The sequence below is a fragment of the Paraburkholderia sp. HC6.4b genome (assembly GCF_014200875.1).
GTDB classification, from domain to species: domain Bacteria; phylum Pseudomonadota; class Gammaproteobacteria; order Burkholderiales; family Burkholderiaceae; genus Paraburkholderia; species Paraburkholderia tuberum.
This window is the reverse complement of sequence record NZ_JACHDC010000020.1, coordinates 21827-46340: the sequence shown is the minus strand read 5'-3', so window position 1 is coordinate 46340 and position 24514 is coordinate 21827. Positions and strand designations below refer to the sequence as shown.

At 64.5% G+C, this 24514-nt stretch carries 21 protein-coding genes and 1 pseudogene; 12 read left to right on the top strand and 10 right to left on the bottom strand.

Going from position 1 to position 24514, the window contains the following annotated elements; all coding sequences use genetic code 11:
- Window positions 1-10: 10 nt before the first annotated feature.
- Both HDG34_RS27820 and HDG34_RS27815 read right to left on the bottom strand, forming a co-directional pair.
- Complete coding sequence (locus HDG34_RS27820) at window positions 11-1231, bottom strand: efflux RND transporter periplasmic adaptor subunit (RefSeq protein WP_090807049.1); 1221 nt, start codon at window positions 1229-1231, stop codon at window positions 11-13.
- Window positions 1232-1265: 34 nt separating this feature from the next.
- Window positions 1266-2132 carry an alpha/beta hydrolase gene (locus HDG34_RS27815; protein ID WP_184064262.1) on the bottom strand — a complete coding sequence of 289 codons (867 nt, stop codon included), beginning with the start codon at window positions 2130-2132 and terminating at the stop codon, window positions 1266-1268.
- A gap of 175 nt (window positions 2133-2307) precedes the next feature.
- Here HDG34_RS27815 and HDG34_RS27810 point away from each other — a divergent pair, with 175 nt between their 5' ends.
- The 3 genes from HDG34_RS27810 (at window position 2308) to HDG34_RS27800 (ending at window position 5143) form a co-directional block, all read left to right on the top strand.
- The gene (locus HDG34_RS27810; RefSeq protein WP_018423444.1) at window positions 2308-3312 is read left to right on the top strand and encodes a LysR family transcriptional regulator; all 1005 of its coding nucleotides are present in this window, start codon (window positions 2308-2310) and stop codon (window positions 3310-3312) included.
- Between the two features lie 211 nt (window positions 3313-3523).
- Complete coding sequence (locus tag HDG34_RS27805; protein ID WP_184007176.1) at window positions 3524-3829, top strand: DUF4148 domain-containing protein; 306 nt, start codon at window positions 3524-3526, stop codon at window positions 3827-3829.
- 333 nt (window positions 3830-4162) lie between these two features.
- On the top strand, window positions 4163-5143 hold the full coding sequence (locus HDG34_RS27800) for an aldo/keto reductase (protein WP_184064259.1): 981 nt from the start codon (window positions 4163-4165) through the stop codon (window positions 5141-5143).
- A 149-nt stretch (window positions 5144-5292) separates the two neighbouring features.
- Here HDG34_RS27800 and HDG34_RS27795 read toward each other — a convergent pair whose 3' ends face one another.
- From HDG34_RS27795 to HDG34_RS27780, 4 genes are all read right to left on the bottom strand, one after another.
- Window positions 5293-6198 (bottom strand): cation diffusion facilitator family transporter, encoded by a 906-nt coding sequence (locus HDG34_RS27795; protein ID WP_184064256.1) that lies wholly within the window; start codon window positions 6196-6198, stop codon window positions 5293-5295.
- A gap of 172 nt (window positions 6199-6370) precedes the next feature.
- On the bottom strand, window positions 6371-11209 hold the full coding sequence (locus HDG34_RS27790) for an NAD-glutamate dehydrogenase (protein ID WP_184064253.1): 4839 nt from the start codon (window positions 11207-11209) through the stop codon (window positions 6371-6373).
- A 197-nt stretch (window positions 11210-11406) separates the two neighbouring features.
- The gene (locus HDG34_RS27785) at window positions 11407-12267 is read right to left on the bottom strand and encodes an alpha/beta fold hydrolase (protein ID WP_184064250.1); all 861 of its coding nucleotides are present in this window, start codon (window positions 12265-12267) and stop codon (window positions 11407-11409) included.
- Complete coding sequence (locus HDG34_RS27780; RefSeq protein WP_184064246.1) at window positions 12264-13301, bottom strand: M14 family zinc carboxypeptidase; 1038 nt, start codon at window positions 13299-13301, stop codon at window positions 12264-12266. Before HDG34_RS27780 ends, HDG34_RS27785 begins: the two co-directional genes overlap by 4 nt.
- 312 nt (window positions 13302-13613) lie before the next feature.
- Between HDG34_RS27780 and phnC the strand changes: the two genes are divergently transcribed.
- From phnC to HDG34_RS27760, 4 genes and pseudogenes are all read left to right on the top strand, one after another.
- The gene (phnC, locus tag HDG34_RS27775) at window positions 13614-14498 is read left to right on the top strand and encodes a phosphonate ABC transporter ATP-binding protein (protein WP_184064243.1); all 885 of its coding nucleotides are present in this window, start codon (window positions 13614-13616) and stop codon (window positions 14496-14498) included.
- Between the two features lie 59 nt (window positions 14499-14557).
- On the top strand, window positions 14558-15535 hold the full coding sequence (gene phnD / locus HDG34_RS27770) for a phosphonate ABC transporter substrate-binding protein (RefSeq protein ID WP_184064240.1): 978 nt from the start codon (window positions 14558-14560) through the stop codon (window positions 15533-15535).
- The gene (gene phnE, locus HDG34_RS27765; protein WP_184064237.1) at window positions 15532-16371 is read left to right on the top strand and encodes a phosphonate ABC transporter, permease protein PhnE; all 840 of its coding nucleotides are present in this window, start codon (window positions 15532-15534) and stop codon (window positions 16369-16371) included. Before phnD ends, phnE begins: the two co-directional genes overlap by 4 nt.
- Window positions 16372-16434: 63 nt before the next feature.
- Window positions 16435-16687 (top strand): annotated as a pseudogene (locus HDG34_RS27760) (EamA family transporter); the annotation flags it as partial.
- A gap of 199 nt (window positions 16688-16886) precedes the next feature.
- On the opposite strand, the gene HDG34_RS27755 reads toward HDG34_RS27760, so the two are convergent.
- A complete protein-coding gene (locus HDG34_RS27755) occupies window positions 16887-17231 on the bottom strand; it encodes a DUF4148 domain-containing protein (protein ID WP_184064234.1) in 345 nt (114 codons plus the stop codon).
- A 254-nt stretch (window positions 17232-17485) separates the two neighbouring features.
- Between HDG34_RS27755 and HDG34_RS27750 the strand changes: the two genes are divergently transcribed.
- Window positions 17486-18013 carry a thioesterase family protein gene (locus tag HDG34_RS27750; protein ID WP_184064231.1) on the top strand — a complete coding sequence of 176 codons (528 nt, stop codon included), beginning with the start codon at window positions 17486-17488 and terminating at the stop codon, window positions 18011-18013.
- A gap of 2 nt (window positions 18014-18015) precedes the next feature.
- Window positions 18016-18981: an alpha/beta hydrolase gene (locus HDG34_RS27745; protein ID WP_184064228.1), complete on the top strand. Its 966-nt coding sequence runs from the start codon at window positions 18016-18018 to the stop codon at window positions 18979-18981.
- A 41-nt stretch (window positions 18982-19022) separates the two neighbouring features.
- Here the strand turns inward: HDG34_RS27745 and HDG34_RS27740 are convergent, their stop codons facing one another.
- Window positions 19023-19985, bottom strand: coding sequence for a response regulator (locus HDG34_RS27740; protein WP_184064225.1), 963 nt, complete (start codon window positions 19983-19985; stop codon window positions 19023-19025).
- 587 nt (window positions 19986-20572) lie between these two features.
- Here HDG34_RS27740 and HDG34_RS27735 point away from each other — a divergent pair.
- Entirely contained in the window at window positions 20573-21379 is an 807-nt protein-coding gene (locus tag HDG34_RS27735; protein ID WP_184064221.1) for a hypothetical protein, read from the top strand.
- Between the two features lie 12 nt (window positions 21380-21391).
- Here HDG34_RS27735 and HDG34_RS27730 read toward each other — a convergent pair whose 3' ends face one another.
- Window positions 21392-22066 (bottom strand): HAD family hydrolase, encoded by a 675-nt coding sequence (locus HDG34_RS27730; RefSeq protein ID WP_018423463.1) that lies wholly within the window; start codon window positions 22064-22066, stop codon window positions 21392-21394.
- A gap of 397 nt (window positions 22067-22463) precedes the next feature.
- Window positions 22464-23345, bottom strand: a complete 882-nt coding sequence (locus HDG34_RS27725) for a LysR family transcriptional regulator (protein WP_184064218.1) — start codon at window positions 23343-23345, stop codon at window positions 22464-22466.
- Between the two features lie 120 nt (window positions 23346-23465).
- On the opposite strand from HDG34_RS27725, the gene HDG34_RS27720 reads away from it, so the two are divergent.
- Together HDG34_RS27720 and HDG34_RS27715 are read left to right on the top strand one after the other, a co-directional pair.
- Window positions 23466-24218 carry a TerC family protein gene (locus HDG34_RS27720; protein ID WP_090807084.1) on the top strand — a complete coding sequence of 251 codons (753 nt, stop codon included), beginning with the start codon at window positions 23466-23468 and terminating at the stop codon, window positions 24216-24218.
- A gap of 7 nt (window positions 24219-24225) precedes the next feature.
- On the top strand, window positions 24226-24486 hold the full coding sequence (locus HDG34_RS27715) for a zf-TFIIB domain-containing protein (protein WP_184064215.1): 261 nt from the start codon (window positions 24226-24228) through the stop codon (window positions 24484-24486).
- Window positions 24487-24514 lie beyond the last annotated feature (28 nt).

The window sequence follows — 24514 nt, the reverse complement described above, 5'->3', positions numbered from 1 at the left end:
AGCATGCGGCTCACGAATTGCCTTTCGCGCCGGCCTCGGCCTTGGCACGCGACTGCGCGAGCGCTGCGCTGTTCGGGTCGTCGTCGGTCGTCATCGGCACCATGTGCGCGCGCACCATGTCGCCTGGACGCACGCGCTGAACGCCGTTGACGACGATGCGATCGCCCGGCTTCAAGCCATCCTTGACGACGCGCAGATTGCCTTGCATCGAACCCGTCGTGATCCCGCGATAAACGACGTGGTTGCCCTGATCGACGACCAGCACGAACTTCTTGTCCTGGTCGGTGCCGACCGCGGCATCGTCGATCAACAGCGCCGGATGCGGTGCGCTGCCCCCCACCTTGAGGCGCGCGTAGAGGCCCGGAATCAGCGCGCCGTCCGCGTTGTCGAACTTCGCGCGCACGCGGATCGTGCCCGACGACGTGTCGAGCCGGTTGTCGACCGACTCGATCGTGCCGCTGCGCGAGTAGCCGGATTCATCGGCGAGACCGAGTTCGACCGGCACCTTGCTGCCGTCCTTCGCGCGGCTCAGGTATTGCAGGTAGGTCTGCTCGTCCGCGTCGAACGACGCGTAGATCGGCGACACCGACACGAGCGTGGTCAGCGGCACCGAACTGGCGCCCGCCGACACCACGTTGCCGACCGTGATCTCCGCGCGCGACACGCGGCCCGACACCGGCGCGACGATCTTCGTGTAGCCGAGATTGATGCGCGCGGTTTCCAGCGCGGCTTGCGCGGCCTTCAGGTTCGCGCTCGCCTCGCGCGCGGCGTTCTGCTTCTCGTCGTAGTCGCGTTTGGCGATCGCGTTGTCGACGATCAGCCGTTGCGCGCGTTCCCAGTCGCTTTGCGTGTAGCCGGTGCGTGCCTGCGCGGCCGCGAGCTGCGCTTGCGCGCGATCGACTTCGGCCGCGTACGGACGCGGATCGATCACGAACAGCGTGTCGCCCTGCTTCACGAGCGCGCCGTCCTTGAAGTTGACTGACACGATCGTGCCCGGCACCTGCGAACGCACGTCCACTTTCTGCACGGCTTCGAGACGGCCCGAATAAGACTGCCAGTCGGTGATCGTCTTCTGCACGACGGTCGCCACGTCTACTTCCGGCACGATGGTGGGTGCGGCCGGCGAGCTCGCATCGACACGAATCGCGCCGAACGTGCCAAGCCCGGCAAGGACGACGACGACCACGGCGGCTAACGCCACGCGGCGGCGGGAAAGAGGAAGGATAGTCATGTGTAGCTCCCGGTATCGTTGATTGAATTTCTGTTTATCGATGAGCGCGCGCGTCGAAGCGCCACTGGAAAAAGCGCACCGCTTCCTGCAAAGCGGGCGGATGATCGGCGAGCGCCGCGTGCGACACGCTCGGAAAGCGCACCACCTGGGTCTGTACGCCCGCGTCGATCAGATTGCTTGCATACTTCTCGGCCTCGACGTGCAGCACGTCGTTCTGCGCGGTCGCGATCAGCGTGGCCGGCAAGCCGGCGAGCCGCGACGATTCGAGCGGCGCCGCATACGGATGCATGCGCTGAGACGCTTGCGGCAGATACGCGCGATAACACGCGGCGCACTCGCGCGCGGTGATGTCCGAACCGAGCCGCTGCTCGTCGCCGAGCCGCGTCAGGCTCGGATCCAGCATCGGGCCGAACAGCGCCTGCGCGCTGATCGGCACGTCGTTACGATCGCGCGCGATGAACGCGAGACAATTGGCGAGTTGGCCGCCCGCGTCATGGCCCGCCACGCCGATCTTTCTGCTATTGCCACCAAACGCCCGCGCCCGCGTCTGCACCCACAGCGCCGCGCGATGCGCGTCTTCCGGCGCGGCTGGAAACGGAAACCGCGGCGCGAGCGAATAGCCGACCGACACCACGAGCGCCGGTAAGTGTTCTGCGAAATACCGCGCGGCGAAGTCCGCGCACTCGATCGAACCCTTCGTAAAACCGCCGCCGTGAAAATAAAGCAGTACCGGCAACGCGGTTTTTTTCGTCAGCCGATACAGCCGCAACGTAATGGGTTGAGCGTACCCATCGATATCCACGTCGGTGACTTCAAGCGTTGCGTCATTGGCCTCAGCGCCAGTGTCTTCGGCGGAAACGCCGGTGGAAAAAGGCGAGTACGGCGATTTGAATGCATCCATGTCGAGCCGCGCAAATGCGCATAGAACTTCAATGGTGCGAATTGTGCGTTCGGCAGACTCGCAAATAAATGCCTATAATCCGGCAACACAATTCGGTGCCTTTGAACAATCCCGATGTGATTGTTTTCGCGGACTCCATTCCCGCCTGTGCACCAGCCCCTTCTGGAGGTTTGCAATGGACCGGCTTCAGGCCATGCAAGTGTTCACGCGCGTCGTCGACACCAACAGCTTTACCCGCGCAGCGGAAACGCTCGACCTGCCGCGCGCATCGGTTACTACGATTATTCAGAACCTCGAAGCGTTTCTCGGCACGCGGCTGATGCACCGGACCACCCGCCGTCTGTCGCTGACGCCCGATGGCGCCGCGTACTACGAGCGCTGCGTGCGCATCCTCGCGGATGTCGAAGAGACCGAGGCGAGTTTCCAGAGCGGCAACAAGAAGCCGCACGGCAAGCTACGCATCGACATGCCGGGCTCGATTGGCCGTCTGCTCGTCATTCCGTCGCTGTGCGAATTCCACACGCGCTATCCGGACATCGATCTGCAACTGGGCCTGACCGACCGGCCCGTCGATCTGCTGCAAGAAGGTGTCGATTGCGTGGTGCGTGTCGGCGCGTTGCAGGATTCGTCGCTGGTCGCGCGCCGCATCGGTCTGTTCGAGGGCGTGACCTGCGCGTCGCCCGACTACATCAAGCGCGCGGGCGTGCCCGCTTCGCTCGAAGATCTCGACAATCACAAAGCCGTCAACTACTTCTCGAGCCGCACGGGACGCACGCTCGACTGGGCGTTCCTGGTGAACGGCAACGAAGTGGAAGTGAAGATGAAAAGCATCGTGTCGGTCAACGACGCGGATGCCTACGTGACCTGCGGACTCGAAGGCTTCGGCCTGATTCAGCCGGCGCGCTTCATGGTGCTACCGCATCTGGGCTCGGGTCAGCTCGTCGAAGTACTGCCGGACTTGAAACCCTTGCCGATGCCGATTTCGGCAGTCTATCCGCACAGTCGTCATCTGTCGCCGAAAGTCCGCGTTTTCGTAGACTGGATCGCGGAGCTGTTCGATCGTTGCCCATTGCTGAGCGGACGCGGCACTCTCGACGCCACCTGCACGAAGCGCACATTCGAGCAGCGCGAGTCCGCGCCGGCACTCGACACGCCGGTGATGACCGAATGGGTCGCATGAAGTACGGGAAGTGAAACAGTGAATTCCAGCCGCGGCGCCAATGCCGCGGCAACCGTGCAATCGCACGGCCCCGGTGAAGCCTCGCTCGCGATTGTTCCCGAATCGCGACAATTCATTTCGCAAAACCGCGATTTATCCACACCGCGTCGACGTCTACATTTCACCCTGTCGCAGCGCCATCGCGCTGCCAATGAATCGACAGGAGTGAATCATGAAACGCAATCTGTTGGCAGGCCTCGCTCTGTCGCTGCTCGTCAGCGTTCCGGCATTTGCGCAAGGCGGCGGCGGTATCGGCCGCGCGGGAACGTATGACACGCAACCGGCGCCGACCGCGAGCACGAAGACACGCGCCGAGGTCAAGGCCGAACTGGTCGCCGCGTATCGCGACGGCTCGCTGCCCTCACTGAATCGCACCTCGTATCCGGACAAAGGCCTGATCGGCCAGACGCAAGCCGCGCGCATCGCGTTGCAGGAAGGAACCAACGGCGAAGTGACGCGCGTTGCGAAGGGCCAGTAACGAGTTAGAAGAAGTTGATTCAGAACCCGGCGCGCTTGCGGCGCAAAACTGCGCGCCTCTTCATCGAGGAGCACATCATGACACCATCGGAACTCGACAACTGGAATACCGACACGCCCGTGTGGACACCGTATCGCCCGATACAGCATTGAGCGTTGGCTGTCGTTCACGGCACTCGGCGTCATGCGCCCGCGAAGTGGCTTCGCGGGCGCATTCGCATTGAAGCGATCGAAAGCGGGTGCGGCCCGTGACGACGCGCTTGCCGTCGTTTCCCTATAATCGAACTTCCTTCCCTCGCAGCGGGTTTGTGCGCTTCACTATAGGAGCAACACGATGGATTATGTGAAACTCGGCCGCACCGGCCTCGATGTATCGCGTCTCTGTCTCGGCTGTATGAGTTATGGCGTACCCTCGCGCGGCACGCACCCCTGGTCGCTCGACGACGAAGCCGCGCGGCCTTTCATCAAGCAGGCGCTCGATCACGGCATCAACTTCTTCGACACGGCCAACGTCTATTCGGACGGCACCAGCGAGGAAATCGTCGGCCGTGCGCTGAAGGACTTTGCGAAGCGCGATGAGATCGTGCTCGCCACCAAGGTCAATAGCCGCATGCATCCGGGCCCGAACGGCGCGGGGCTGTCGCGCAAGGCGATCATGGCGGAGATCGATAACAGCCTGCGGCGGCTCGGTACCGACTATGTCGACCTGTATCAGATCCATCGCTGGGACTACGGCACGCCGATCGAAGAAACGATGGAAGCGCTGCACGATGTCGTGAAAGCCGGCAAGGCGCGCTATCTCGGCGCGTCGTCGATGTACGCATGGCAGTTTGCCAAGGCGCTGCAGGTGGCTGAGCGCAATGGCTGGACGCGCTTCGTGACGATGCAGAACTACGTGAATCTGCTGTACCGCGAGGAAGAGCGCGAAATGCTGCCGCTGTGCGAAAGCGAAGGCATCGGCGTGATTCCGTGGAGTCCGCTTGCCCGCGGACGCTTGACGCGCGACTGGGACACCGAAAGCGCGCGCTCGGAAACCGATGAATTCGGCCGCACGCTGTACGCGCACACGCAGGAAGCGGATCGGCGTATCGTCGAGCGGGTCAGCGAGATCGCGAAAGAGCGCGGCGTGCCGCGCGCGCAGGTTGCGCTAGCGTGGGTGCTGCAGAAGAAGCCGATTACCGCGCCGATTGTCGGTGCTACCAAACTGCATCATCTCGACGATGCGGTTGCGGCGCTCTCGTTGAAGCTCAGTGACGACGAAGTTCACCGGCTCGAAGAACTGTATGTGCCGCATGCGGTGGCGGGGTTCAAATAAACGCTGTGAAGCGTACTGGCATCCAGTCGGGACGGGCGGAATGACCCGCGATCGCAGCGCACGTCGCTTCGCCTCATCTCGCCTCATCTCGCCTCCGCTCGTCCGCGGGGTTCATGGACCCGATTCATGCCCGAGTGGAGAAGTCTTCTTTAATTGCGCGGCACATCCGGTTCGAAGAACACCCAGCGCACCTGAGGAAACGTGGCCTGCAGATCGGCCTCGATGACGTTGATCGCATCGACCATCGCGCGGCCGCTCGCATAGTCGATCATTTCCGCCTGCACCGCCACCACCACGTGACGCCCCCACTGCAGCGTGATCAGGTTGATGATGCCGCGAATCTCGGGACGCGCGCGCAGATGCGCGTCGATGGCGCTGCGCACTTCCGGGCTCGCCGATTCGCCGACGAGCATCGACTTCACTTCACGCGCGACAAGCCACGCGATCGTCATCAGCAGAAGACCGATCCCCACCGAGCCGAGCGCGTCATACACGGGGCTGCCGGTCACCATCGTCGATAGCACCGCGACGAAGGCGATCGCGAGACCGAATAGCGCGGCAATATCTTCGCCGGCCACGACCAGCAGATCCGATTCGCGCGTCTCGCGAAACCAGTGCCACAGATTTTTATCCGGATGCGTCTTGCGAATCTCCTTGACCGCGCCCCACAACGATAGCGATTCGAGCACCACCGACACACCGAGCACCGCCAACGCGACGAACGCATATTGCAACGGCTCGCGCGCAATCAGTCGATGCACGCCCTCATACACCGAAAACGCACCGCCGACAAAAAACAGCAGCAACGCGACCAGCAGCGAATAGAAGTTGATTTCGCGACCGCTACCCATCGGATGCAAAGGGCTCACCGGCTTGCGCGCTTCGCGCAGTCCGAATAGCAGCAGCAGTTGATTGCCGCAGTCGGCGGTGGAGTGAATCGCTTCGGCGAACATCGATCCGGAGCCGGTGAACGCCGCCGCGGCGAACTTGCAGACGGCGATGCCGAAGTTGGCGGCGAGTGCGTAGAAAATGGCTTTCGGCGATTCTTCTTTCATCTGCTGGCGGGGGTCGGTGAGTGGGCTGGGTATTGTTGGGTATTGCACGAGCGAAGTGATCGGCAAGTACTCGATATTATGGATGACAACGACACACCCGGTCGCAGGAATCGGACCTGATGTGCCGTCGTGCCGCCAGTTCCCCAGGCGTCCTTCGCACCATTCGTGCGGGTCACGCCCTCTCGAGCGCCGCCATCTCCCGCACGACAACCAGCAGCACCGAAAGACTCGCGCCGCCCGTCGCGCGCAGATCGGTCAGCAGACGCGTATAACGCTCGAGCTGTGCCGCGCGTTTGTCGCGCCACGCTTGCACCAGCGAATCGGGCGTCGATGCATCGGTCGCGCCGGCCAATGCGCTCGTGGTCAGCGCGCGCTTGAGCCGCGCGAGTTCGGCGAGCGCCGATGCGCGCGCGAGCATGTCCCAATGCGTCGGCGCCGGCAACGAGGCGGCGCGCTCGCTGATCCAGCTGTAATTCAGCAGCGTGCCGAGCGCGAAGTAGACGCCCGCGACCTGTTCGAGATTGCGCCCGCACGTCGACGCGACTTCGGCGATATCGAGCAGAGCGGCCGACACCTCGCCGCTCGCGATCCGCACCGCGAGATCGCTATCGACACCCGCATCGACGAATACCCGTTGCCGCTCCGACAACGCTTCGAGGTCCGCACCAGGCAACAGCGTCGGCCATTGTGGCGCGAGACGCTGCGCGGCGTCGCGACAGCGCGCGAGCAGGCCGGTCACGTCGTCGCCGGCCGCGCCCGTTTGCAGATGCCGCAGGAACCACAGCGCCGAACGTTCGACGAGCCGCGCGACCTCCGCGAACATGCGTGCCTGCACGTCGTCGGGAACGCGGTTGTCGAGCGCGTCGATGCTGCGCCAGATCTGATCGAGATCGAACACGTCGCGCGCCATGATGCACGCGCGCACGATGTCGCCGGGCTGTGCATCGGTCTCCTCCATCAGCCGATGCACGAACTCGCAGCCGACGCGATTCACGAGCGCATTGGTCAGATGCGTCGCGAGGATTTCACGGCGCAGCGGATGGCGCTGCATCGGTTCGCGGAAACGCTGCTGCAGAGGTTTCGGAAAGTACTCGATCAACATATCGCTGACGAGCGGATCTTCCGGCATCGACGATTCGAGCAGCGCGTCATAGAGCCACATCTTGCTGTACGCGAGCAGCACCGCGCGCTCGGGTGTCGTCAGTCCCTGCTTCGCGGCCGCGCGCTCGGCGATGTCCTCGTCGGTGGGCAGAAACTCGATCACGCGATTGAGCCGCCCCGCCTTCTCCAGATAGCGCATCAGGCGCGCTTCGGCATCGAGCAGCTCCACGCCAAAACGGCCCGCGATCGACAAAGCCTGGGTCTGATAGTAGTTGTCCGTCAGCACGAGCAGACCGACTTCGTCGGTCATTTCGGCAAGCAACGCATTGCGCTGCTTCTCCGTCATCTCGCCGTCGGCGACGACGAGGCCCAGCAGAATCTTGATGTTGACCTCGTGATCCGAGCAATCGACACCGGCCGAATTATCGATCGCATCGGTATTGATGCGGCCGCCGCGCTGCGCGAACTCGATGCGCCCGAGTTGCGTCAAGCCGAGATTGCCGCCCTCGGCCACGACCTTGCAGCGCAGATCCGCACCGTTCACGCGGATCGCGTCGTTCGCGCGATCGCCCGCCTGCTGATTGGTCTCGCGGCTCGCCTTCGCATAGGTGCCGATGCCGCCGTTGTAAAGCAGATCGACCGGCGCCTGCAGAATCACGCGCATCAGCTCGGCCGGCGAGAGCGCCGCCGCGCTGATCCCGAGCGCCGCCTGCACCGCCGTCGACAGCGGAATCGTCTTCGCGCTGCGCGGGAACACGCCGCCGCCGGCCGAGATCAGCGACGGATCGTAATCGGCCCAGCTCGAACGGTCGAGCATGAAGAGCCGCGCGCGCTCCGCCATGCTCGCCGCGGGATCGGGATTCGGATCGAGAAAGATGTGGCGGTGATCGAACGCGGCGAGCAGCTTGATATGCGGCGACAGCAGCATGCCGTTGCCGAACACGTCGCCCGACATGTCGCCGACACCGACCACCGTGAAGTCCTCGCTCTGCGTGTCGACGCCGATTTCGCGGAAGTGCCGCTTGACCGACTCCCACGCGCCGCGCGCGGTGATGCCCATCTTCTTGTGGTCATAGCCGACCGAGCCGCCCGACGCGAATGCGTCGTCGAGCCAGAAACCGTATTCCTGCGAGATCGCATTAGCGTAGTCGGAAAACGTGGCCGTGCCCTTGTCGGCGGCGACGACCAGATACGGGTCGTCAGGATCGTGGCGCACCACGTCAGGCGGTGGCACGACGTCGGTGCTCGCCAGATTGTCGGTCACGTCGAGCAAGCCGCACAGGAAGGTCTGATAGCACGCGACGCCTTCGCGCATCCACGCATCGCGCTCACTCTGCGGCGGCGGATTCTTGACGACGAAGCCGCCCTTCGAGCCGACCGGCACGATCACCACGTTCTTCACCATCTGCGCCTTCATCAGGCCGAGCACTTCCGTGCGGAAATCCTCGCGCCGATCAGACCAGCGCAGGCCGCCGCGCGCGACGCGCCCGCCTCGCAGATGGACGCCCTCGACGCGCGGCGAATAGACCCAGATCTCGAACATCGGTTTCGGCTCGGGCAAGCCGGGCACCTGGGCGGGATCGAACTTGAACGACAGATACGGCTTCGGTTGGCCCTGAGCGTCATGGCGATAGTAGTTGGTGCGCTTGGTCGCCTTGATCACGCCGAGGAACTGCCGCAGGATGCGGTCTTCGTCGAGATTAGGCACCTGGTCGAGCGCGCTGTCGATCGTCTCCAGACAAGCGTTGACGCGGGCCTCGCGTACCGCGCCGAGCGCCGGATCGAAGCGCGCGATGAACAGGTCGACGAGCATGCGCGCAATCGCCGGATTGCCGGTCACCGCGCGTTCGATATACGCGTCGCTGAACGTCGAACCGACTTGCCGCAAGTACTTCGCGTAAGCGCGCAGAATCGTCACCTCGCGTGCATTGAGTTGCGCGCGCAGCACGAGGCGGTTGAAGTCGTCGCTTTCGATCGTGCCGGTCCACACCTGCTCGAACGCCTGTTCGAACAGATCCTTGACCCGCTCGATGTCGAACTCGGTATCGTCCGCGAGTTCGAGGCCGAAGTCGTGGATCCACGCGGGCATCGCACCGGGCGCCTCGATCAGATAAGGCCGCTCTTCGTCGACGCGCACGCCAAGATGTTCGAGCATCGGCAAGCTGCGCGACAGTGCGATCGGCAGCCCCGCGCGATACACCTTGAAACGGAACGCGCGCGGTCCCGATTCGATCGGCCTGTACAGGTTCATCGCGAGCCGCTCGCTGCCCTGCACGCGCTCGATCAGTTCGATATCGCGCACGGCCGTGCGCGCCGGATAGTCGTCGCGATAGCCGGCCGGAAACGAATCGGCGTAGTGCTGCAGCAAACGGTTGCCCTGCTCTTCTCCGTACGCGTCGAGTAATGCGTCGGCCAGATCGTCCTGCCAGCGTCGCGCGACCTGCACGAGGCGCGCTTCGAGCTCGCGTGTGTCGACGCTCGGCATGCCGCCCGCCTTGGCATGGACGACGAAATGAATTCGCGCGAGCGTCGACTCCGACAGCAGCGGCGTGAATTCGACGTTCTCACCATTGAATGCGTCGGCGAGCAGGTTCGCGATGCGCTGCCGCAGATCGGTGTTGTACTTGTCGCGCGACACGAACACGAGGCACGATACGAAGCGATCGAAGCGATCGCGCCGCACGAACAGCCGCGTGCGCTGATGCTCCTGCAAACGCAGCACGCCGAGGGCGGTGTCGTACAGCTGGTCCTCGTCGGCCTGGAACAATTCGTCGCGCGGATAGGTCTCGAGCACCGTCACCAGCGATTTCGCCAGATGACCTTTCGGCAGGAATGCGGCGCGTCTGACGATATTTGCGCATTTGCGCCTCACGATCGGAATCTCCGCGGCCGACACGAAATAAGCGGTCGACGTATACAGGCCGATGAAGCGCCGCTCGCCCGTCACCTTGCCATCGGCGCCGCTCAGCTTGATGCCGACATAGTCGAGATAGCCGGGCCGGTGCACCGTGGCGCGCGAATTGGCCTTAGTCAGAAAGATCGGCGACGACCCGGAGATGATCTCCGCGGCCGCCGGCGGCAACGGCGTGACTTCCGCCGCGCCGCCCGGCTGCTGCGCATCGCGCAGAATGCCGAGACCGGAGCCCGCGACCGCCCGCAAACCGAAGCCGCCGTCGTGCTGCACCAGTTCGTAATCACGGTGGCCGAGGAACGTGAAATGATCGGCGACCATCCATTCGACGAACGCGCGCGCTTCGACGCCCTCGGGACCGGTTTCGCGCACCTTCATATCTTGAATGGTCTGCTTCGCGCGTTCGATGATCTTCGGCCAATCCTCGACCGCCGCGCGCACGTCGCCGAGCACGCGCGCGATGTCGTCGCGCAACGCGTCGAGTTTTGCGGCATCGCCACAACGATCGACCTCGAAATGGATGCACGAGGTCAGATGCGAGCGCGTATCGCCGGCTTCTTCGGCACCTTGGCTCACGCGCGCGATGCTGCCGTCCGGCGCGCGCCAGACCCGAAATACCGGATGGACGACCGAATGCAGCGCGAGCCGATGCCGGTTGACCGACATCGAGACCGAATCGACGAGGAACGGCATGTCGTCGTTGACGATTTCGATCACCGTGTGATCGGAATGCCAGCCATGCTGTTCGAGGATCGGGTTATACACGCGCAGCCGCTGCTCGCCCGGCACGAAGCGCTGCGCGGTCTGCCAGTGGGCCAGCGCCGCGCCGTACAGATCGGCGATCGAGCGGCTTTGCAGATCGCCCGCGTCGACGAAATCGTAGTAATGCCGCATGAAGGGTTCGACGATATTGAAGGCCGGCTCCGACAACCGCCCCCGCGCGAATTCGACAACATCGTTCAGCAGGTGTGTGACGGCTTCTTCGTTCTTTGCTTGCATGATCGACTCCCCTGGCTGGCGGCAATGGTGAGTATCGCGTGATTCGCAGGCAACGTCTGACTTGGAATTATGCGCCTGCCGTACGCGATACGGCCGTTTCGCGCAGTCAGGTAATACCCGCTGACCGGTCGTCGAAGAATCGCCGCCCTCCCACATAGCATCTAGCATCGCTGCGGCGCGGCAACGCCGTGCGCGGCTCAACGCTCGGGCTTTGCGGGCGCCGGTGCCGGCGCGGCCGCATCGCTATTCTCGGCGCGCTGGGTGAGCCACGCGCGAATCTGCGCGGCCGTCCACGCGGGATCGTCATGGGGTAGATCGTGGCCGGCCCACGGATGCTTGCGATGCGGCGCGCCCCACGCCGCCGCGAGCTTCGCCGAACAGACCGGGTTGACGAGCCCATCGGCATCCGACGACAGAATCAGCAGTGCACACTCCGGCGCGGCGGCCGCCGCGCTAAAGCACGCGGCCGCCCACAATTGCCGCAGCGCATTCGCGCGGCTCACCGGCGCGCTGCGGCGAATCGCGGTCCAGGCAGCGAGATCCGCGCCCAAGGTGCGGAGGTTATTGCACGTGAGTCGATGGATGCCGCTCTCGGCATCGGCGGCATCGCTCCAATGCGCCGCGACGCCGAGCAGACCAGGCCACGCCGACGGCCGCAGCCGCTCGTGCATGCGGCTGAATGGCCGCATGCTCGTATTGATCAGCACGAGCCGTTCGATCTCGCCGGGATGACGCTGTGCCCAGTGGGTCGCGACCATGCCGCCGAGCGACATCGCGAGCACGTTGTAGGGGCCCGGCACACCCGTTTCGAGCGCTGCCTGCCGCACGAATGCGACCATGCCCGCGACGCTCGCGGGCGCGCGCCGCCGCACGTATTCACCGTTGCCAGGCAGGTCGAGCAGCAGCAAACGCAAGCCGGTCGTGCTCGTTGCGGCTGGGGTTGCATCGCGCAAGCGATCGCCCGAAATTTGACCCAGGGTTTCGCGCAACGCCGCCGGCAAGCGCCCCCAATGCCGCGTTTCCCGCGTCAGTCCGCGCAGCAGAATCCACGTGCTCATAAGCGATCCGGCCCGTACCAGTGATCGAGCGCGCTTTGCAGCAACTGCTCGCGACGGTTGCCTTGCGGCAGCCAGCGCTGCGCCGAAAACGCCGCGCGCGCGAGGAAGTCGAACAGGTTCGCATGGCGCCGCAGCACGCGCGCGGTGCGATGCTCCATGACCGGATTGAACATGCCCTGCCGCGAAAACAACTGCCGCGGATTTTTCTTGATCCACAGCCACGAGCCGAGTTCGAGCGTCATCGGCAGAAAGACGTTCGGCGCCGGCGTGCGGTCATACGCGTAGTCCCACAGATCGCCGTGCAGCAGATACTGATGGCTTTGCGGCTCGAACGTGTAGCCGTGATGCGGATGCGCGTGTTCGAACATGCTCTTCAACACGTACATTTCGGGCAGATGCGGCATCTGCCGGCGGGTTCGGGCGTACGGAAACCAGATGCTGTCGCTCCAGCCGTAGCCGGAATGGCAATCGAGCGCGATGCTCAACGGCCGCGCGGCGAGCTGCGTCTCGACTACATGCAGCAGCGCGGCCGCCTCGACCTCCATCGGCTCGCCCGCGCGGCCGCGATACCAGGGCAACCACGCGCCGACGCGCTGCCCGCCCGCCAGCAGCGGCACGCGCGCGTCGGCGTCTTGCGGTGCGTTGCGCATCAGGTCGACGCCGCGCGGATTCGCGCGCGTCGCTGCCCACATGCCGCCGGGATTCGCGATCGGTAAAAAGATCAGCCGGATGGACTGCAATTGCCGCACCAGCAATTCGTCCCATTCGAGCCGAGCGAGCAGCGCGCGCATATAGTCGAGGACGAGTTGCGAGCCGATTCGCTCGAGCCCGTGAATGCCGCCGAAAAAGCCAATGGCTGGCGCGAGCGGATCGGATGAACCGATGCTCGCGGTGTAGACGGAAAAGCGCCGGCCGCGTACCTCGGTCTCGCAGACCGCGCGGATTTCGAAGCTCGCCCTGCCCTGGTCGAGTATCGACTTGAGATCTTCATATTCGGCAAAACTGTCCGGAAGAAAGCTCAAAGGAGTCGGCATGACGGCGTGACCGGAGTGTCGGGATTATTAAGGACGGCCGGAAAACCCGCACTATAGCCTGGCTGTGTGTCAGCACGCGCGAGCGCGCACGTGTGCACGCGAATCGTGTCATCCGTATGTCACTGTCCGTTCGAATCACTGACTTCGCAATGACTTCGTTTTGCCATCCTGACGACACATGACACAGCGGAAAACGCGACGCACAAAGATGTAGTCGTCTAGACGTTGCGATGCCTTCACTCAACCGTCACAGTCGCTTCCTAGAATGTGCCCACACCTGCCGGCAGTGGCCGGATGCAAGAGGGAATACAGATGGAAGCGATCCGTGAAGCTATTCGAATCGAGCGTTTGAGCAAGACGTTCGGTAACGGCCGCAAAGCGCTCGACGAAATCGATCTGCGCGTCGCGCCCGGTGAAATGGTCGCGCTGATCGGCGCGTCCGGCTCGGGAAAATCGACGTTGCTGCGGCATATCGCGGGCTTTACCGCGTCGGACGCGCAGCCGTCGCAAATCGAAATTCTCGGCCGGCCGATCCAGCAGAACGGCCGCATCGTGCGCGAGGTGCGCAGCATTCGCCGCGACATCGGCTTCGTGTTCCAGCAGTTCAATCTGGTGAACCGGCTGTCGGTCGAAACCAACGTGCTGATCGGCGCGCTCGCGCGCCTGCCGTGGTGGCGCCGTCTCTCCGGCCGCTTCCCGCGCGCGGAACGCGCGCTGTCGCGGGCCGCGCTGCACGAGGTCGGGATCGGCGAATATGCGCGCGAGCGGGCCGCGAACCTGTCGGGCGGTCAACAGCAACGTGCCGCGCTCGCACGGGCGCTCGTGCAACGTGCGCAAATCGTGCTCGCCGACGAGCCGATTGCCTCGCTCGATCCCGAGTCGTCGCGCCGCGTGATGGACATGCTGCAAGCGCTGAACGTCGAGCACCGGATCACGGTGCTGGTGTCGCTGCATCAGGTCGACATCGCGCTGCAGTACTGCCCGCGCACGGTCGCGCTGCGTCGCGGCAAGGTGGTCTACGACGGCCCTTCCAGTGCGCTGACACCGGCGCTGCTAAAGAAACTCTACGGCGGCGATGCGCGCGAACTGCTCGATGACGCGACGCACGACGCAGACGAAACTCACGACGAGCCGGACGCCCCCGACACCGCCGCCGCGCGCTACGCGTTCGCGTTGAACGCCGCGCCGTCGAACTGAACCGCGCACGCTGTCGCGCGCTTTTGATTCTCTCCGTCCACTCAACCGGATCTCAACCGATGAAATTCCTGCGCTCCCTGATCACGCTCGCGGCCGGCGCTGCCGCTTTTGCCTGCATCACCGCGGCCCACGCCGAGGACATCAACCTCGGGATCATCTCGACCGATTCGTCGGCGGTGCTCAAGCAACGCTGGGAACCGCTGATCGATGACATGAAGAAACAGACCGGCCTGAACGTGAAGGCATTCTTCGCGACCGATTACGCGGGCATCATCGAAGGCATGCGCTTCAACAAGGTGCAGGTCGGCTATTTCGGCAACGCGTCGGCGATCGAAGCCGTCGATCGTTCGAGTGGCGAAGTATTCGCGAAAGCGCAGCACGCGAACGGCGACAGCGGCTACTACTCGCTGCTGATCACCAACGTGAACAGCCGCTTCAAGACGCTCGACGACGTGTTCAAGGACACGAAGAGCGTGACGCTCGGGTTCGGCGATCCGAACTCGACGTCGGGCACGCTGGTGCCTGGCTACTACCTGTTCGCGAAGCACAACGCGCCGGTCTACACGTCGTTCAAGAGCGTGCTGCCGTCGAGCCACGAAGCGAATCTGCTGGCCGTCGTCAACAACAAGATCGACATCGCGACCAACAACAGCATGATGATGGAAACGCTCAAGCGCGAGCATCCGGACAAGTTCGCGCAGGTGCGCGTGCTGTGGACCTCGCCGCTGATTCCTTCGGACCCGCTCGTGTGGCGCAAGGATCTGCCGGAAGCGACGAAGGACAAGCTGCGCAAGTTCTTCCTGAACTACGCGAAAACCGATTTGCACGAAAAAGCGGTGATGGCCGGCATCACCGAGTACAGCGGCTTCGAGGCATCGTCGGATCGGCAACTGCTGCCGATTCGCGAGATCGTGCTGTTCCAGCAGAAGCAGAAGATCGAGAACGATGCACATCTGTCCGATAGCGACCGCAAGACGCAATTGGCCGCTCTCGACGCGAAGCTGAGCGCGCTCAGCAACGCACAGTCGAAGCAATGAACTCCGCCGATCTGAGCACGTCGCCCGCGCGCGCGAGCGAAGCGGCCGCCGCGCGGACGGCGCAAGATAAAGATCGTGCCGGCAAGCGCAGCTGGTGGTCGTTGCTCGGCTGGATCGCGGTGCTCGCGGTACTCGGCGGCGCGTGGCACGGCGCCGACATGCGGCCGCTCGATCTGCTCAGCGACTCGGCCAACATGGGCCAGTTCGCCGCGGACTTCTTCCCGCCCGACTTCACCGAGTGGCGCAGCTACGTGCACGAGATGTACGTGACGCTGGCGGTCGCGATCTGGGGTACCGCGCTCTCCCTCGTCTGCGCGGTGCCTTGCGGCCTGATGTCAGCGCACAATCTCGCGCCGCAGTGGGTCGTGCAGCCGATGCGCCGCCTGATGGACGCATGCCGCGCGATCAACGAGATGGTCTTCGCGATGCTGTTCATCGTCGCGGTCGGCCTCGGGCCGTTCGCCGGCGTGCTCGCGCTGTGGGTGCATACGACGGGCGTGCTCGCCAAACTGTTCGCAGAAGCGGTCGAGGCGATCGATCCGCGCCCGGCCGAAGGCGTGCGCGCAACCGGCGCGACGCGCCTCGACGAAATTGTCTATGCGGTGCTGCCGCAAGTGCTGCCGCTGTGGATCTCGTACGCGCTGTATCGCTTCGAGTCGAACGTGCGCTCGGCGATGGTGGTCGGCATGGTCGGCGCGGGCGGCATCGGCGTCGTGCTGTACGAAGCGATCCGCTCGTTCAACTATGCGCAGACGGCCGCGGTGATGATCATGGTGATCGTCGTCGTGACGGTGATCGATCTCGGCTCGGCGTGGCTGCGTGAACGGGTGATCTGAGGATGGCGCGCGTTCGCGCGCGCGGCACTGAGCAGCCGGATTCAAAACGCCATTCCAGCCTTGTTGCTGCCGCTGCCGGTGCTGACCGCGTGGCCGTATATCGTTGCGTCGGCAGTGCTCGAGGGGCTATCTGCTCGCGCTGATTCGCGCGTACAAAAGCGGCGATTTCGGTCAGGTCTATCCGATTGCGCGCGGTCTTTCGCCGATGCTCGTGTTCGTCGGCGCACTAGCGTTCGCGGGCGAAGTGCTGAAGCCGCTCGCCGCGCCCGGCATCGCGCTCGTGTCGTGCGGCATCGTCTCGCTCGCCTTTCGGCGCTGACGAGCAGGTTGACGAAGCCGAAATCGTAGGTCGCGCCCGCACCGAGGATGCGCTGCTGGTCGGTGCCCGCGCCCGTCGGGCTCACGACGAACGGTGAACCGAAGCCTCAGCCCGTGCTGTCGACCGCGCCGCTCGTCAGATTCGACGGCGTCGCGTTGCTTCACTTCGGAAGTGACGTTAGTTGTACACGCTGCAATCAACGCGTGTAATTCACCACCGGCACGGAATACGAAGTCGGCGCGAAATCGGTGCGGCCACTGCGCTGCGACGAGCCATTCGACGGCGCACCGTAGCCGCTATTCTGCGCAGCCTGGTTTTGCGCCGCGACCTTTGCTTCGGCCGCCTGGATATTGGCCGGATAGTCGATCACGTTCGCATTGGACGGATCATGACCGGCCTTTTCGAGCTGAATCAGTTCGGTGCGGACCTGGGCGCGCGCGAGCGGCTGATCGGCCGGATTCGACTGGGCAAACGCCGCGAACGGCGCGGCAACGAGAGCGGCGATAGCCCCTGCTTCGATCAGCGACCTGATGGACTTCATGATTTCCAACCTCCCGAGATGGCTTCATGCGATTGCCGCGGAGCCTGGTGCGACCATCGGCCATCCGCAGCGGTTAAGGCAGTTTAGAAGCCGGTCGAGCCACGTAGTAAGCCCTGAACCATGAATTCACTTTTGCTATAGCGGCCACAATTCGAGGCCACCACGTTCCGGCGCAGCCTCAACGCGATGCACTACACTGATAACGCCCAACGACGCGCCGCAGCCATCGCATTCGATCGAGGAGGTAGACGCTCATGTCGCATCCCGTTGCCCTGCCCTCTTACCGCGACGGCGTGCGCGCCGAATGGGTCGATTACAACGGCCACATGCGCGACGCGTTCTACCTGCTGATCTTCAGTCTCGCGGTCGACGGGCTGATCGATCTGATCGGCCTGCCCGATGCGGTGCGCAAAGAGCGGCATCGTTCGATCTACACGCTCGAGGCGCATCTCAACTATCTGCATGAAATCAAACAAGGCACGCAGGTGCGTGTCGACATGCGCGTGCTCGGCTACGACGCGAAACGTATTCACGTGTACTTCGAAATGTTTGCGCTGGACACGACGCAAGGCCAACGCACCGGCCCCGTCGCCGCGGGCGAGCAGATGCTGCTGCACGTCGATACCAGCGGACCGCGCGGCGTTGCTTTCGATCCGGACGTCAAAGCGCGCGTACACGAACTCGCGCAAGCCCATGCGGCATTGCCGCCGGCGCGTTTCGCGGGACGTGTGATCGCTTTGCCATGCGCAGCGCAAACGGGAAACACTACTCAAACGGAGTGACCATGCTCGAGCCGGAAATCGCCGCCTTTATCGAACGAGCGAGCGCGCTCTATCCGTCGCATCACGCGGCGATGACGCCGCGCGAACAGCGCGAGCTGTATGACCGCTACGCCGCGACGTTGACGCCGCCACTGCCCAGCGAACTCACCACACGGGACGCAAGCTTTCGTACCGACGCGGGCCATGCGATCCCGCTACGGCTCTACCGGCATCGAGCGAAGGCAAGCGAACACGGCACGATCCGCGGCACGGTGCTGTATTTTCATGGCGGCGGCTTCGTGCTCGGCTCGCTGAACAGTCATCAGATGGTGACGGCGCGCCTCGCCGCCGACACCGGCCTCGACGTGATCGCGGTCGACTACCGGCTCGCGCCTGAGCATCGCGCGCCGGCCGCGCACGACGACTGCCTCGCGATCACGCGTGCCGCGTTGAACCACCGCCTGCCGTTCGACCTCCCAGAGCGCGCCGCATTGCAACTCGCGGGCGATAGCGCCGGCGGCACGCTCGCGGCAAGCGTCGCGCTACGCCTGCGTGACGAATGTGCGAGCGGGGTGCGCGGCATCGCGCTCGTCTATCCGATGCTCGGCACCGAGCCGCAATTGCCCGCGCGCGACACCGAGTCCGATGCGCCAATGCTGACGCTCGCGGACGTGCATAAGTTTCGCGACGCTTACTGGGGAAAAGGAGAGGAAGCCGACCCAACGCCCGGCCCCGCGTGGACGATCCCGCTCGCCGCAACCCGCTTCGACGGGCTGCCGCCGACGCTGGCCATCGGCGCCGAGCACGACCCCCTACGCGACGACGCGCGCGTGTTCGTCGAGCGGATTCGCGAAGCTGGTGGAGATGCCCGGCTGCTGGTCGGCACGGGGCTCGTGCATGGATGCTGGCGCGCGCTTGAAACAAGCCCCGGCGTGCAGGCCATGCACAGGGCTGTATGCGAATTTCTCCGCGAAAACGCACGCCATTAGCGCGGCGATATGCACCGCCGCGCCCGGCGCGTTATCGCGGCTCAGCAATTGTGGTCGCCGCGCCACTGCGCGAACGTGACGAGATCGAGGCCGACCTCGGCCGGCTCTATGCGGGTCCAGCCGAAAAACGCGTCGTCCCAGCCAGGAATGCTTTGGGGCGTCAGCGACCGGAACTTCATGCCGCCACGATACGCGAGGTCCGGCCAGAACAGCGGCATCACCTCGCGCGTGGCGAGCTGGCGCAGCAGGTCGGACGGGCCACCCTCGTCGGCGACGATCTCGCCCTGCGAGATCCAGTCGTTCTCGGCCCACGCGACGAACACGCTCGGGTTGCCCGCGGCGTCGAACATCAGGATCACGTTCTGCTCGGGCCGCCAGTAATACTCGACGATGCCCTGAGCGGCCACCACTTCGTCGATCATCTTGCGCGTGCGCGGATCGCAGTAGGTCATGCCGTTTTCGCCGAGCGCGAGCCAGCCCGACTCCGCGCAATGGCGGCTTTTGGCGTCCTTCAGGAAGTGCGTGAGGCGATTGGCCGAATCCGCGTCGGTCTTGCGCAGGTACAGGTCGACGATGCCGGCGTTGAAGGCCTTCACCGCGACGGTTTCATCGGCGACGCCGGTAAGCAAAACCTTCGCGCAACGCAGGTGCGAGATCGACGACAAAAACTCGACGCCGCCGATGCCCGGCATGTCGTAGTCGACGACGACCGCCGCCACTTCCTCGAAGCGCGACGGCTGCGCGACGATGTCGCGCTCCGCCGAGGTCTCGACGAAGCGCTCGACGCCCGGTTCGCTCAGACACGCCGACGCTGCCGCGAATTCGAGCGAATTCTCGCGTGCGTGCTGGCGGATGTAGTTGAGGGCCGCTTGCGGACGCGTGAAAAACAGGTTCGTGTAGGTGCCCGGGAAGAAACGGCGGAGCGCGTCGAGGTAGCTGTCGTTATCGTCGACGAAAACTACTGTGGACGGATAAAAAACGGGAGGTCGAATAAAGTTGTTCATATCTTCACGTGTTTCTCACGCCGCCGCGAAGGTCCCCGACCGACTGGTCGGTCGATCTGACGTTTCGCCAAGCGACTGCCCAAGGAATGCCGGGCGATGCCTCGCCCGCGGGTCCGCATGATCAATGGGTTCTTGTCGCTACTACCGGTGACCGCCTGCCGTCGCTGTTCGCGCGTCTCGGGTGCCGCAGCCTGGCGCGGGCCTGCCGGCATGTGCGCTGCGAGCCAGTCGCTGCAAGTCGCTTTCACACGTCGGATAATCGAACCGTGGCTGCCGGTCGTCTGCATTGGTTCGTATAGTACAGGCTCCACGCATTGGCGGCACAACTTAAATCGCATTCCTGCAGGCGCCGGCCGCGCAATTGCGGGGGACTAATTGGTCGAAAAAGAAAATCGCGGCATGCGGAAAAAATGTCCGCTTCCGTCGTGCCGGCGAATGACTTTAGCGGCAAGCGCGCGCCGTTCGTGCCAGGTCCGTTCGGACATCAATCATCGTGACGCGCCGCAATATGCCGACAAGAAGCGTCGATGTCGAAATGGTCGTTTATCATCAGTCAATCGCAGTTGCTTAATGGTTGTTGCTTAGATATGACGAATACCGGCAAGATGATGATAGTCGGGCTGCTCGTGGTCGATGCGGGCGTCGCCGGTTATCTGCTGTACCCCAGGGACGATCAGGCGCCGGCCGTGACCGGCGCGGTGACCCGCAGCGTCACCGGCGCGGTGGAATCGGAACCGCAGACCGATGCGACGCGTGCCGCTGGCGCCAGCGTGAAGCCTGCGCAACCCGTGAGCCCGCCCGCGCCGCAATCGGCGCTGCCGCAAATGGAGTCGGCCACTCCGGCTCCGGGCGCCGCTCAGGCGCCTGCTGCGGCGCCTGCTGCGGCGCCTGCTGCGGCGCCCGCCCCCGCCCCGTCCCTGCCCGCCACAGCGGCCGCGCCCGTGCCGAGCGTCACGCCCCAGTCGAGCCAGACCGCGAGCGGCCGCATCGATAACGCGGCGCCGCCCGCGGCCAATCCGGCCGCAGGCGCGCACGCCCCCTCGAAGTCGCAGTCGTACGCACAGCAAAAGGCTCAACCGAGGCCGCAGTACGGGCCGCGCATCGACCAGACCCATGCCCGCCGGCGCGACGACACGCACCCGAATGGCGCCAACCCGGTCGCCGCGATGCTGACGGACCAACTGGTCAAGGAATCGGCGAAACCCGACCCGTCGCTGCCGATGCCGTCCGGCGTCACCGTGCCGTTGCAGTCTGCCAATCCCCCGGGGGCTGGCGCGGGTAGCGGCCGCGGCACGAATCCGGTCGCGTCGGCGATGACCGATCGGCTGGTCCGCGAATCGTCGAAGGTGGGACCGACGCAGCCCGCCGCGGAGCCGCCCATCATCAAACCCTGAGCGACGCGGGGCTCACGGCCGCGACGCCACCTCGTCGAGGTGCGCGAGCAGATCGGCCGGATCGTCGTAGACGCGCAACGCCCCCGCGCGCTCCAGTTCCTCGGTGCCATAGCCACCCGACAGCAGGCCGACACCGAGCGAGCGGCAGCGGCGGGCCGCAAGCATGTCCCAGATGCTGTCGCCGACCACGACCGTGTGCTCGATCGATACGCCGAGCCGCTCGGCCGCGGCGAGGAACAGGTCGGGATCGGGCTTCGCGTATTTGACGTCGTCGCGCGTGACGACGACCGCCTTTGCCGGATCGACGCCGAGCGCCGCCAGATTCAGCGCGGCGGTTTCCATCCGCCCGCTCGTCGCGACGGCCCACGGCGTGCCGGCCTGGGTCAGCGCGTCGAGCAGTTCGCGCGCGCCCGGCAGCGGACAGACCTGGGCGCGCATCCGCTGATAGGCGGCCGCATGCGCGTGCCGCAGCCGTTCGGCGCGTTCGACGCTGATCTCGCCGTGTGTCTCACGCAGCAACTGGTCCGTGAACAGCCCACCGCTCATGCCGATCTTGCGATGGATACGCCAGACGGACAGCGGGATACCTTCGCTGTCGAGCGCCTCTTTCCACGCCAGCACGTGCTGATAGACGCTGTCGACGAGCGTGCCGTCGAGGTCGAAAAGAAAGGATGTCTGGATGCGCATGCCGGCCTCCGGTGATGATGGGTTCAATCACTATGCCATGTGTCGATGAAACGGCCAGGGCGGCTCGTCGCCCTTGACGACGCTTACGGTCTCTACACGATGTGCGCAAATTCCCGCAGATGGGCGCGTATTTGCTCCGATTTCGCTTTACCACGGTCTGACGTTCGAGACGATGAACTCGTTCAGCAAAGGCCGGCAACTTCGCGAACAACCGCTCGTACGGCTTCGGCCTTTCGTACGCGCAGGGCCCGCCGGCCGATTCGGTGTTGTCGCACGCGATGATCGACACGCTGCCGCCGTCGTCGACGAATACGCGAGTCGCGGTGACGGTGGGCATGCGTCACGCGTTCTGATCTCGCGCGGCGCAGGCGTGGCGCGCCGCGACAGTGCAATGCCCTCACGACTGCGCCGCCGCGATCACCTGCGACGCGAGCGCATGATGCTGGCCGCGTCGCGAGCGGATTGCGTGAATCTCCTCGATCACGCCGTCCGCGCGGCCGAGCCAGCGCAAGCCCCTCAATAACGTGAGATCTTCGGCGCCGAGTTCGGCGAGCGGAAACACGCCGAGCCCGCGCGCCGCGAACACCGCCATCAACGCGCTGTCCTCGAATTCGCCGACGACGCGCGGCCTGATTCCCTGAGACTCGAACCATCGGTCGAGCCGCGCGCGCAGTGCGCCGTGACGGGTCGGCAGCAGCACGGGCAGGTCCGCGAGACAGAGCGGAAAGCCGTCGCGCGCCGACTTGCGTACGACCTGCGCGGGCCCGTACCAGTCGACCGGCGAGCCCGCGACGCGCTGGCTCAGCACGCGCAGATCCGCGCCGTGCGGCGCCGGCTGACAGGCGAGCACCAGATCGAGCCGATGCAGCGCAAGCTCCGACAACAGCTGCGCGGGCTCCCCCTCGTGACACAGCAGCCTGAGCGACGGCGTGGCCAGCACCGGCGCGAGCAACGCATGCGCGGCGAGCTTGGAAATCCCATCCGACAGCCCAACCGCGAGCCGCACCGAGTCCGCGCCGCTCGCTTCGCGCATCTCGTCGAGCAACGCCTCGCCCAGCTGGAAGATTTGCTCCGCGCGATCGAACGCCTGCTCGCCGGCCTCGGTCATCGCGACGCCGCGCCCGGCCGGCTTCAACAGCTGGCGCCCAAGCGCTTTCTCGAGCTCGCGCACCTGCGCGCTGATCGTTTGCACGGCCATGTCGAGCCGCCCGGCCGCGCGCGCAAAGCCGCCCTCCTTCACGACGATCCAGAAGTAGTACAGGTGACGATAGTTGAGCATGCTAATCCGATACTTCGAAAAATCCGAAACGTCGTTCAGGTTATCACTGGTTCATTCGAACCGCGAATAGGCCCATGATGGCGGTTCCGCCGCTCGCGGCGCACTCGATTCCGCCACCTCATGGACTCCCTGTTCGCACTCGTTGCCGATCCAGCCGCGTGGGCCGCGCTCGTCACGCTGATCGTGATGGAGATCGTGCTCGGCATCGATAACCTGATCTTCATTTCGATCCTCAGCAACCGCTTGCCGGAAGCGCAACGCCCGCGCGCGCAGCGCATCGGGCTCCTGCTCGCGCTGGTGATGCGGCTGCTTCTGCTCAGCACCATCGCGTGGATCACGAAGCTGACCGCGGTCGCGTTCACGCTGTTCGATCATGGCTTTTCGTGGCGCGATCTGATCCTCGTCGGCGGCGGCCTGTTCCTCGTGTGGAAGGCGACCACCGAAATCCGTCAGCACATGATCCCCGCTGACGAACTCGCCGCGAAAACCAGCTCGACCGTGCAGTTGACCTTGGCGGCCGCGATCGGCCAGATCATCCTGCTCGACCTCGTGTTTTCCGTCGACAGCATCATCACCGCGGTCGGCATGACCGAGCACCTGCCGATCATGTTCGTCGCGGTGATCGTGTCGATCATGGTGATGCTGTTCGCGGCGCAGCCGCTCGCGCGCTTCATCGATCGCAATCCGACCATCGTGATGCTGGCGCTGAGCTTCCTGCTCGTGATCGGCATGACACTGATCGCCGATGGTTTCGGCTCGCACGTTCCGAAGGCGTATATCTATGCGGCGATGGCGTTTTCCGCGTTCGTCGAGGCGATGAACATGCTCGCGCGGCGCGCGAAAACGAAACGTCTGGCAAGCAGCGAGGAGTGATGCCGTGATGAAATGCCCAGTTTGCAAAACGACCGATCTGCTGATGACCGAGCGCCGCTCGATCGAAATCGATTACTGTCCGGACTGCCGAGGCGTATGGCTCGATCGCGGCGAACTGGACAAGTTGATTGCGCAGGATGACGGCGACGGCTCGCGGCGCGGCGAGCGTGCCCTGGAAAGCGAGCGGCAGCGTTACAAGGAGCGTCGCGACGAACATCGCGGCTATCAAAAGAAGCGCTCGATTTTCGATGTGTTCGACTTCGACTGAACGCTTCGGCGGCTTGGCGCACGCAAAT